The following is a 9,196-nucleotide window of genomic DNA, read 5'->3' as shown; positions in this document are numbered from 1 at the left end:
CCCGGTGCGGCGAGTGGGGGTACCCCCTGCTCGAAGAGCTTGGGGGAGCGTGCCGGGCGTCGCGGGGCAGGCGGGACTTTGCGGACACCCCCTAGCGCCCCTGAGTCGCCCGCGCTCGGCGGGCGCGGGGTGGTCGGGCCGCGGTGTACGGCGGCACATGCCGCGCGGTAGTGCGGCGGGGCCGGGGCACGCAGGCGCGGCGGTCGGCCGGTTTCGGCAGGGCATGCGGCGATGCGCCGGGACGTGCTTCCGTGCGCGCCCACGGCAAAAGCCGCATAAGCGATGAATCGCCGAACGGGTGTTGACGCGTGGTGACCGCTTGCTCACGCTTGTGGGCAGCGATTCGCCGTGAGGGGACGGCGAGGGCTTCGACGACGGCGGCCCTCGGCGAGTGTGAGTCGTGATTCGGCGTCGGCTCCTTTCAGGGCCACGGGAGCCGGGGCGGGAGCGCCGGAGTCGGGTGGCGGCGCGCGCTGTCGTGCTCGGGGCGAGCAGCGCGGCGCCGCCATCCAGCTTCAGGGGGGTGGCCTACAGGATGGCGACCGGGGCGACGGGAGCCCCGGTCGCCCCTGTGAAGGGCTCGGGTGTGGCCGCCAGGAGGAACGTGTAGCGGCCCGCTTCTCCACAGGCTGTGGACAACTCCTCGAGGTTCCAGTTCTGGCCCTGCGGCATCCCCATCTCCACCAGGTCGAGGGCGTGCACCGGCAGCCACAGGTCCGCCACCTCGGGCGGGAACACCTCGAAGGTGAGCGTGTCGTTGGCGACGGCGGCCACATCGCGCGCGTGGAACCACTCCGGCGTGCGGATCGAAAGCCCCGGCGACGGATACGCGTAGGCGTGCCGGTCCCCGGCCAGGCAGACCTGGACCTGCCCCGTCCGCACCAGCGCGAGATCGCCGGACCGCACCCGCGCACCGGCCAGTTCCTCGGCGGCCTCCAGGTCCTCGGGCGTGACGGCGTACCCCCCGGCGAGCCGGTCCGTGCCCCGGGCCCGGGCGACGTCGAGCAGCACCCCGCGCGAGACGACGTGCCGGACCTTGTCCATGCCGCCGAACCCGGCGCCGCCGTGCGCGGTGATGGTGTCCGCCGGGCGGCCGTTGTAGAGCCGGCCCGAGTGCGAGACGTGCGGCAGCGCGTCCCAGTGGGTGCCCGCCTGCAGTCCCATGGTCACGGCGTCGTCGCTGCACGCGACCGTGCCCGGGCCGAACAGCTCCTGGTTGATCTGCACCATGACGTGCAGCGGGTTGACGCGGCCCGGGATCATCCCCGTCTGCACACCGTCCTGCCGCAGCGGCAGCGCCAGCGGGATCCGGCGTCCGGTGCGCACGCAGGCGGCGGCTTCCCGCACCACCTCGTCGGTGATCAGGTTCAGTGTCCCGAGTTCGTCGTCGGCTCCCCAACGGCCCCAGTTGTTCACGCGCTTGGCGATGTCGTGGAACGCGTCCGGCAGTGACATGAGTCCTCCCCGGGGCTTGTCTTCCCGTATCTGACGGGTCGTAGAATTCGGGAACCGGAAAATCTAACGGTCCGTCAGAAACCGTGGGACGGGAAGGGGCCGGGCGTGGGGAACTTCTTGGCAGGCAAGGTCGTCGCCGTCACCGGCGCCGGGCGGGGCATCGGCCGGGCGGTCGCGCTCGCGGCGGCGGCCCAGGGCGCGCGGGTCGTGGTCAACGACTACGGCGTCGCGGTCGACGGCGCCTCACCGACCAGCGAGGTCGCCGAGGCCGTGGTCAAGGAGATCGAGGCGGCGGGCGGAGCGGCCGTGGCGGTCGCCGACGACATCTCCACCATGGCGGGCGGGCAGCGCGTGGTCGACGTGGCGCTGTCGTCGTACGGGCGGCTGGACGGTGTCGTCTGCGTCGCCGGGATCCTGCGCGAGCGGATGCTGTTCAACATGAGCGAGGAGGAGTGGGACCCGGTCGTCGCGACGCACCTCAAGGGGACGTTCACGGTGTTCCGGGCGGCCTCGGCGGTCATGCGGAAGCAGCGCGCCGGCACGCTGATCGGCTTCACCAGCGGCAACCACCAGGGGTCGGTGTCGCAGGCGAACTACAGCGCCGCGAAGGGCGGGATCATCTCGCTGGTGCGCAGCGCCGCGCTGGGGCTGCACAAGTACGGGGTGACCGCGAACGCGGTGGCGCCCGTCGCCCGGACCCGGATGTCGGCGGGGGTCCCGATGGAACTGGCGGAGATCGGGGAGCCGGAGGACGTCGCCGCGCTGGTGGTGTACCTGCTCTCCGACGAGGCCGCCCGGCAGGGGATCACCGGGCAGGTGTACACGGTCGCCGGGCCGAAGATCGCGGTCTGGGCACAGCCGAGGGAGTTGCGCGCCGCGTATGCCTCCGGCGGTTGGACCGTGGAGGGGATCGCGGAGTTTCTGCCCGGGTCGGTGGGGGTGGATCCGATGCCGATGCTGGAGCGGGTGGCGGAGATGGAGAGGGCGGCGCGGGGAGGGGAGCGGCCCAACGCCCAGTAGCTCGGGGGCGCGGAGTGTGTGGCGGGTGCGGGTTCGGGTGTGGCTTGTCGCGCAGTTCCCCGCGCCCCTGGGTCGGGAGGAGAACCGTGATGGATTTCGGGTTCGGTCCGGACGATGAGGTGTTTCGCGGGGAAGCCCGGGACTGGCTCTCCTCGCATGTCGACGGCGTGGTGGATCGGCGTGGTTGGGAACGGACCCTCGGGGCGGACGGGTGGATCGGGCTCGGGTGGCAGGTGTCCGGGTTCGGGAACCGCACGGCCACCCTCACCCAGCAGGTCGTCTGGGCGGAGGAGTACGCGCGGTCGGGCGCGCCCCCGCGGTCGGGGCACATCGGGGAGAACCTGCTCGCCCCCACGCTCATCGCCCACGGCACCGAGGAGCAGAAGGCCCGCTTCCTGCCCCCGATCGCCGCCGGTCACGAACTCTGGTGCCAGGGGTACAGCGAACCCGGCGCCGGATCGGACCTCGCCGGGATCCGTACGGCGGCGGTGCGTGAAGGGCGTTCGTACCGCGTCACCGGGCAGAAGATCTGGACCTCGCTCGCGCACGAGGCGGACTGGTGCTTCGTGCTGGCCAGGAGCGAGACGGGCTCGGTGCGGCACCACGGGCTGACCTTCCTGCTCGTCCCCATGGACCAGCCGGGGCGGATCGAGGTCCGCCCCATCCGGCAGCTGACCGGCACCAGCGACTTCAACGAGGTCTTCTTCGACGGCGCCCACGCCGAGCACGTCGTCGGCGCGGAGGGCGACGGCTGGCGCGTGGCCATGAGCCTGCTCGGCTTCGAACGGGGCGTGTCCACGCTGGCCCAGCAGATCGGCTTCGCCGAGGAGCTGGGCGCCGTGGTGCGGGCGGCCGTGGAATCGGGAGCGGCGCGGGATCCCGTCGTACGCGAGCGGCTCGTACGGCAGTGGGCCGAGCTGCGCACCATGCGCTGGCACGCCCTGCGCACGCTGGGGGGCACCGCCGGGCCGGGGGCGCCGAGCGTGGCCAAGCTGCTGTGGGCCGGCTGGCACCAACGGCTCGGGGAGCTGGCCGTTCTCGTGCGGGGCGCGGCGGCGGGGGTGGGGCCCGCCGACTGGTCGGCATCGGCGCCGTACGAACTGGACGCGGCGCAGCACCTGTTCCTCTTCTCCCGGGCCGACACGATCTACGGCGGCTCGGACCAGATCCAGCGCACGATCATCGCCGAGCGTGTGCTCGGTCTGCCCAGGGAGCCCAAGGGGGCCGTGTGATGCGAGGCGTGATCTTCGACGGGAAACAGGTCCGGGTCGTCACCGACCTGGAGGTGCGCGAGCCGGGGCCGGGCGAGGTGCGGGTGGCGATCGCGGCGGCCGGGCTGTGCCACAGCGACCTGTCGGTGGTGGACGGGACCATTCCCTTCCCGGTTCCTGTGGTGCTGGGCCATGAGGGGGCCGGGATCGTGGAGGCGGTGGGTGTGGGCGTCACCCATGTGGTGCCCGGGGATCATGTAGCGCTGTCCACACTCGCCCACTGTGGGACATGTGCCGAGTGCGACCGGGGCCGGCCGACCATGTGCCGGCACGCCATAGGCCGCCCGGGCCGGCCGTTCCGCCACGGCGGCCTGCCGGTCCACCAGTTCGCGTCCAACTCCGCGTTCGCGGAGCGGACGGTCGTCAAGGCCGTCCAGGCGGTCCGCATCCCCGCGGACATCCCGCTGACGTCGGCCGCCCTCATCGGCTGCGGGGTGCTGACGGGCGTGGGTGCCGTGCTGAACCGGGCGCGGGTGGGCCACGGCGACAGCGTCCTGGTGATCGGGACGGGCGGGATCGGGCTGAACGTGCTGCAGGGGGCCCGGCTCGCGGGCGCCTCGCGGATCGTGGCCGTGGACGCCAACCCGGCGAAGGAGGAGGTGGCACGCCGGTTCGGCGCGACCGACTTCCTCACGTCGACGGAGGGGGTACGGGACGTCCTCCCCACGGGCGTGGACCACGCCTTCGAGTGCGTCGGCCGGGTGGAGCTGATCCGCCGGGCGATCGACGCGCTGGACCGGCACGGGCAGGCGGTCCTGCTGGGCGTGCCCCCGGCCGAGGCCGAGGCGTCCTTCCGGGTCTCCTCCCTGTACCTGGACAAGTCCGTCCTCGGCTGCCGCTACGGCTCCTCCCGCCCGCAGCGGGACATCGCCCTCTACACCGACCTGTACCGCCAGGGCCGCCTCCTGCTCGACGAACTCGTCACCAGGACCTATCCGGTCGAGGACTTCGAGAAGGCGGCGGCGGACGCGGAGGCGGGGCGGGTGGCCCGGGGCGTGCTCACGTTCTGAGGGCGTCAGGTCTTGAGGGTGTCAGGTCTTGAGGGCGTCAGGTTTCGAGGGCGTCAGGTTTCGAGGGCGTCAGGTTTCGAGGGTGGCGGCCGTGGCGTTCTCCGCGCGGAAGGTCCGCCGGTAGGCGGTCGGGGTGACGCCGAGGGCCGCCTGGAGGTGCTGGCGCATCGACTGGGCCGTGCCGAAGCCCGCGTCGCGGGCCACCCGGTCCATGGAGCGGTCGGTGGACTCCAGCAGGTGCCGGGCCCGCTCCACCCGCTGCTGGGTGAGCCACTGGCCGGGGCTGACGCCGGTCTCCTCGCGGAAGCGGCGCGTGAAGGTGCGCACCGACATGGACTCCTGGGCGGCCATGTCCCGCAGCTGGATCGGCTCGTGGAGACGGCCCAGGGCCCAGGCGCGGGCGGTGGTGGTGGACGCCTGCTGCGGATCGGGCACCGGCCGCGCGATGTACTGGGCCTGACCGCCGTCGCGGTGGGGCGGTACGACCGTGCGGCGGGCCACGTCGTTGGCGACGGCCGCGCCGTGGTCACGGCGCACCATGTGCAGGCACAGGTCGATGCCGGCCGCGACGCCGGCCGAGGTGAGGACGTCGCCGTCGTCGATGAACAACACGTCCGGGTCGACCTCGACCTGCGGGAAGAGCCGCTGGAGACGCTCCGCCTCCGCCCAGTGGGTGGTCACCGGACGGCCGTCGAGGAGGCCGGCGGCGGCGAGGACGTAGACGCCCGTGCAGATGGAGGCCAGCCGGGTGCCCGGCCTGAGGTGGGTGAGCGCCGCGGCCAGGTCGTCGGTCAGCACGCCCTCCTCGTAGACCGGGCCGAGTTCGTACGAAGCCGGGATGATCACCGTGTCGGCGGTGGCCAGGGCTTCCGGGCCGTGGGAGACGTGGACGGCGAAGTCGGCGTCCGTCTCGACCGCGCCCGGCGGCCGCACCGAGCACGTCACGACCTCGTACAGGGGCCGCCCCCGGTCGTCCTTGGGGCGGCCGAAGATGCGGTGCGGGATGCCCAGTTCGAAGGGGAGCAGGCCGTCGAGGGCCAGGACGACGACGCGGTGCGGGCGGACGCCGGCGTCCCCCTGGGGTCCGGATCCTGTGGCCGAGGTCATGGCCCGATCCTAGCGAATGCTGTCCCTCGGGCCACTCGCTGCGAGGAAGCGCAGGCCGGAAGCTCTATGTCGTGACCCAGACAACCGATGCGGCGGCCGTCGAGCAGCCGCCGAAGCCCCGCCGTCGTCGTCGTGTGCACCGCGCCTGGTTCGTCGCCGCCGTCACCTTCGTGACGATCATCGGCGCCGCCGCCTTCCGTTCCGTGCCGGGTCTGCTCATCGAGCCGCTGCACGACGAGTTCGACTGGTCGCGCGGCACGATCGGCGCCGCGGTCTCCGTCAACCTCGCGCTGTACGGTCTGACGGCCCCGTTCGCGGCGGCCCTGATGGACCGCTTCGGCATCCGCCGGGTGGTCGCGGTCGCCCTGACCGTGATCGCGCTCGGTTCCCTGCTCACCGTGTGGATGACGGCGGCCTGGCAGCTGATGCTGTGCTGGGGGCTGCTGGTCGGCCTCGGCTCGGGCTCGATGGCGCTGGCGTTCGCGGCGACCGTCACCAACCGCTGGTTCACCGAGCGGCGCGGCCTGGTCAGCGGCATCCTCACCGCCGCCTCGGCCTCCGGCCAGCTGATCTTCCTGCCGCTGCTGTCCTGGATCATCGACCGGTACGACTGGCGCCCGGCGGCGGTGACGGTGGCGCTCGCCGCGCTCGCGGTCGTGCCGTTCGTGTGGCTGCTGCTGCACGACCACCCGGCCGACGTGGGCCAGAAGCCGTACGGGGCGACCGAGTTCGTGCCCAAGCCCGCGCCCGTGCCCGGCGCCGCCCGCCGGGCCGTGACCGTCCTGTTCTCGGCCGCCCGCACCGGCCCGTTCTGGCTGCTCGCCGGCACGTTCGCGATCTGCGGCGCCTCCACCAACGGGCTGATCCAGACCCACTTCATCCCCGCGGCCCACGACCACCACATGCCCGTCACGGCCGCCGCCTCCCTGCTCGCGGTCATCGGCGTCTTCGACGTGGTCGGCACGATCGCCTCCGGCTGGTTCACGGACCGCTTCGAGCCGCGCCGCCTGCTGGCGGTGTACTACGCGCTGCGGGGCGTGTCGCTGATGTTCCTCCCGCTGCTGCTGGGCCCCGCGGTCCACCCTCCGATGATCTTCTTCATCGTCTTCTACGGCCTCGACTGGGTCGCCACCGTCCCGCCCACCCTCGCCCTGTGCCGCGAGCAGTACGGCGAGGACAGCGCGATCGTCTTCGGCTGGGTCCTCGCCTCCCACCAGGTGGGCGCGGCCCTCGTCGCCTTCCTCGGCGGCGTCGCGCGGGACGCCTTCGGCTCGTACGACGTGGTCTGGTACGCGTCCGGGGCGCTGTGCGCGGCGGCGGCGTTGATGGCGCTGGTGATCCGGCGGCGGGGGGTCGGGGCGGGGGCGGCGGTCTGAGTTCCGGGTTCAGCGCATGCGCTGTGTTTCGGGCTCAGTGCTCGCGCTGTCGCGGCAGGCTGGTCCGGGCGGTGGTGCGGATTCTCTTCGTCCGGCCGCGCTCGGCGAGAATCGCCGACGCCTCGGGGTTCGGCCCCGCCACCGTCTTGAGCTGGAGCCAGTCGGATGCCGCGAGCAGCTCGTCCTCGTGCCAGGGCAGCCGGAGCGTGACGGCCCGGAAGAGGGACCACTCCCGCAGACGCCGCGTCAGGAAAGGGTGGCGGGCCACGGTCCGGGTCATGGTCCGCGCCCACTCCTCCCACCCGGGCCCGGAACAGAGCTGCGCGGCCCGGCGGTCCAGGTGCCGCAGCACGGCGGCCTGGGCCATCGTGCGGTCCGGGTCGGTGAGCACCGTGCCGATCAGGCCGGGCTCGTCCGGGCCGGCGACCCGCGCCAACGCGTCCAGGTGGGCCGCGTAGCGGAGGTGCTCAGCGGGCTCGTCGGATTCGGCTGGCTCGTAGGGGCCGTAGGGCTCGTGGGGCTCGTAGGGCTCCTCCGGGGGCTCTCCGGCCTTCCTGCGGCCGTGCCGTTCCGCGCCGCTCACCGCCGGGCGGATCCGAACAGTCCGTCGACGATCCGCCGCAGTACGGCCTCCTCCTGGCCGGTGTCGTCCGTCCGCTCGTACTCGGTCAGCGCGATGCCGGCCAGGGTGAACTCCTCCGTCAGCGCTCGCACCGCTCCGAGCAGGTCCTCGACGCCGAGCCCGCCCGGCTCGGGCGTACCGACGGCCGGGAAGACACGCGGGTCGAGGACGTCGAGGTCGATGTGGACGTACACCGCCTCGGCCCCGGTCGCGCGCACCGCGGCGAGCAGCGGATCCGGCCGGGTCAGCTGCTCGGCGCCGAGGTGCCGAATGCCGCGACGAGCGACGAGGTCCCGCTCGCCCGGGTCCAGGGACCGGGCGCCCGCCAGGACCACGCGGTCCGCCGACAGGCTCCGCGCGGGCCGCAGACCCTCGGGCCCGTCGCCGACGAGTGCGCGCAGCACCATGCCGTGAAAGGCGCCGGACGGCGACGACTCCGGGGTGTTGAGGTCCCCGTGCGCGTCGAACCACACCACCGCGAGCCGGTCCCCGAACGCGGAGAGCGCGGCCTCGACCGGGGCGAGATCGACGCCGCAGTCGCCGCCGATGGTGACTGTCGTCGCACCCGGCGGAACCTCGGCCAGAGCCTCGCGCACTGCTCGCAGGTGCCGCTCCAGCACGTCGGCGTTCCGCACGCCGGCCCGCGACTCCCCGACACCGGCGTCGAGCGCGACCGTGCGCCGCCGGCCGTCGGGGATCAACTCGGCGAGCCAAGCGGCGCCACCGCGCAACCGGCCGGCGGTCGGGGCCGCCGACCCCTGCCACTGCGCCACCTCGAGTACGACCCGATCGGACACGCAGATCTCCTCTCCATGGTGGTCAAGGCAGCCTGTGCCGCGTCACCGGCCGGCCCGAAAGCCCGTGTGGATCATCAGCCCGGGGACACGTCTCCACCCGCGTTGCGGATCATGCGCTGCAGCACCTTCAGGGTGATCAGGTACTCCTCGTCCGGGATACCCGCGTGCACCTCTGCCCGGCTGGAGCGCTGGGTCTCCGCGGCGCGCTGGTGCAGCGCCCTGCCTTCGTCGGTGAGCCGGAGCCGGCCGGCGTCATCCAGGACGAGCAGCTTCCGCTCCACCAGCAGGTCGATGTCGGGAACGATGCCGGCGCCCACATCGAGGTTGGCCTGCTGGGCGCTGATCACCTCGTCCCGGGGGACGCCGTTCTCGCTGTGCAGCACCTGGTGCAGCACCCACCACTGGGGCTGGGTGATCCCGATGGCCGCGAGCCGCCCCCTGACGTACGCCATGACCGTCTTGTTCGCGGCCCACGTCCAGTACCCGACGGGCTGCTTCACCAGCTCCGCGTCGTCGTGCGAGTACTCCATCACGCCCC

General features: G+C 73.1%; 9 protein-coding genes. 4 read left to right on the top strand and 5 right to left on the bottom strand.

Annotated elements, in window-relative coordinates:
- Window positions 1–528 precede the first annotated feature (528 nt).
- On the bottom strand, window positions 529–1,455 hold the full coding sequence (locus ABZ948_RS19100; protein WP_359760976.1) for a cyclase family protein: 927 nt from the start codon (window positions 1,453–1,455) through the stop codon (window positions 529–531).
- 105 nt (window positions 1,456–1,560) lie between these two features.
- Here ABZ948_RS19100 and ABZ948_RS19095 point away from each other — a divergent pair, with 105 nt between their 5' ends.
- The 3 genes from ABZ948_RS19095 (at window position 1,561) to ABZ948_RS19085 (ending at window position 4,756) form a co-directional block, all read left to right on the top strand.
- Window positions 1,561–2,475, top strand: a complete 915-nt coding sequence (locus ABZ948_RS19095; RefSeq protein ID WP_359760974.1) for an SDR family oxidoreductase — start codon at window positions 1,561–1,563, stop codon at window positions 2,473–2,475.
- Window positions 2,476–2,564: 89 nt separating this feature from the next.
- A complete protein-coding gene (locus ABZ948_RS19090) occupies window positions 2,565–3,707 on the top strand; it encodes an acyl-CoA dehydrogenase family protein (RefSeq protein WP_359760972.1) in 1,143 nt (380 codons plus the stop codon).
- Window positions 3,707–4,756, top strand: a complete 1,050-nt coding sequence (locus ABZ948_RS19085) for a Zn-dependent alcohol dehydrogenase (protein ID WP_359760970.1) — start codon at window positions 3,707–3,709, stop codon at window positions 4,754–4,756. Before ABZ948_RS19090 ends, ABZ948_RS19085 begins: the two co-directional genes overlap by 1 nt.
- Window positions 4,757–4,825: 69 nt before the next feature.
- Here ABZ948_RS19085 and ABZ948_RS19080 read toward each other — a convergent pair whose 3' ends face one another.
- Window positions 4,826–5,863: a GlxA family transcriptional regulator gene (locus ABZ948_RS19080; RefSeq protein WP_359760969.1), complete on the bottom strand. Its 1,038-nt coding sequence runs from the start codon at window positions 5,861–5,863 to the stop codon at window positions 4,826–4,828.
- Between the two features lie 71 nt (window positions 5,864–5,934).
- Here ABZ948_RS19080 and ABZ948_RS19075 point away from each other — a divergent pair, with 71 nt between their 5' ends.
- Window positions 5,935–7,239 (top strand): MFS transporter, encoded by a 1,305-nt coding sequence (locus ABZ948_RS19075; protein WP_359760967.1) that lies wholly within the window; start codon window positions 5,935–5,937, stop codon window positions 7,237–7,239.
- Between the two features lie 34 nt (window positions 7,240–7,273).
- Here the strand turns inward: ABZ948_RS19075 and ABZ948_RS19070 are convergent, their stop codons facing one another.
- The 3 genes from ABZ948_RS19070 to ABZ948_RS19060 all read right to left on the bottom strand — a co-directional run bounded on the left by ABZ948_RS19070 (window position 7,274) and on the right by ABZ948_RS19060 (window position 9,188).
- A complete protein-coding gene (locus tag ABZ948_RS19070; RefSeq protein ID WP_359760965.1) occupies window positions 7,274–7,822 on the bottom strand; it encodes a hypothetical protein in 549 nt (182 codons plus the stop codon).
- Complete coding sequence (locus ABZ948_RS19065; RefSeq protein ID WP_359760963.1) at window positions 7,819–8,658, bottom strand: arginase family protein; 840 nt, start codon at window positions 8,656–8,658, stop codon at window positions 7,819–7,821. Before ABZ948_RS19065 ends, ABZ948_RS19070 begins: the two co-directional genes overlap by 4 nt.
- Before the next feature lie 74 nt (window positions 8,659–8,732).
- Window positions 8,733–9,188, bottom strand: coding sequence for a MarR family winged helix-turn-helix transcriptional regulator (locus ABZ948_RS19060; protein WP_359760961.1), 456 nt, complete (start codon window positions 9,186–9,188; stop codon window positions 8,733–8,735).
- Between the last annotated feature and the right edge of the window lie 8 nt (window positions 9,189–9,196).

Source organism: Streptomyces olindensis, assembly GCF_040645895.1.
Lineage (GTDB): Bacteria > Actinomycetota > Actinomycetes > Streptomycetales > Streptomycetaceae > Streptomyces > Streptomyces olindensis.
The sequence above is the reverse complement of the archived record's forward strand: the minus strand, read 5'-3'. Positions and strand labels throughout refer to the sequence as shown.

Excerpts from the sequence above, each read along its gene's own strand:
- ABZ948_RS19085 (WP_359760970.1), top strand. The coding sequence starts at position 3,707 with ATGCGAGGCGTGATCTTCGACGGGAAACAGGTCCGGGTCGTCACCGAC.
- ABZ948_RS19100 (WP_359760976.1), bottom strand. The coding sequence starts at position 1,455 with ATGTCACTGCCGGACGCGTTCCACGACATCGCCAAGCGCGTGAACAAC.
- ABZ948_RS19090 (WP_359760972.1), top strand. The coding sequence starts at position 2,565 with ATGGATTTCGGGTTCGGTCCGGACGATGAGGTGTTTCGCGGGGAAGCC.
- ABZ948_RS19080 (WP_359760969.1), bottom strand. The coding sequence starts at position 5,863 with ATGACCTCGGCCACAGGATCCGGACCCCAGGGGGACGCCGGCGTCCGC.
- ABZ948_RS19060 (WP_359760961.1), bottom strand. The coding sequence starts at position 9,188 with ATGGAGTACTCGCACGACGACGCGGAGCTGGTGAAGCAGCCCGTCGGG.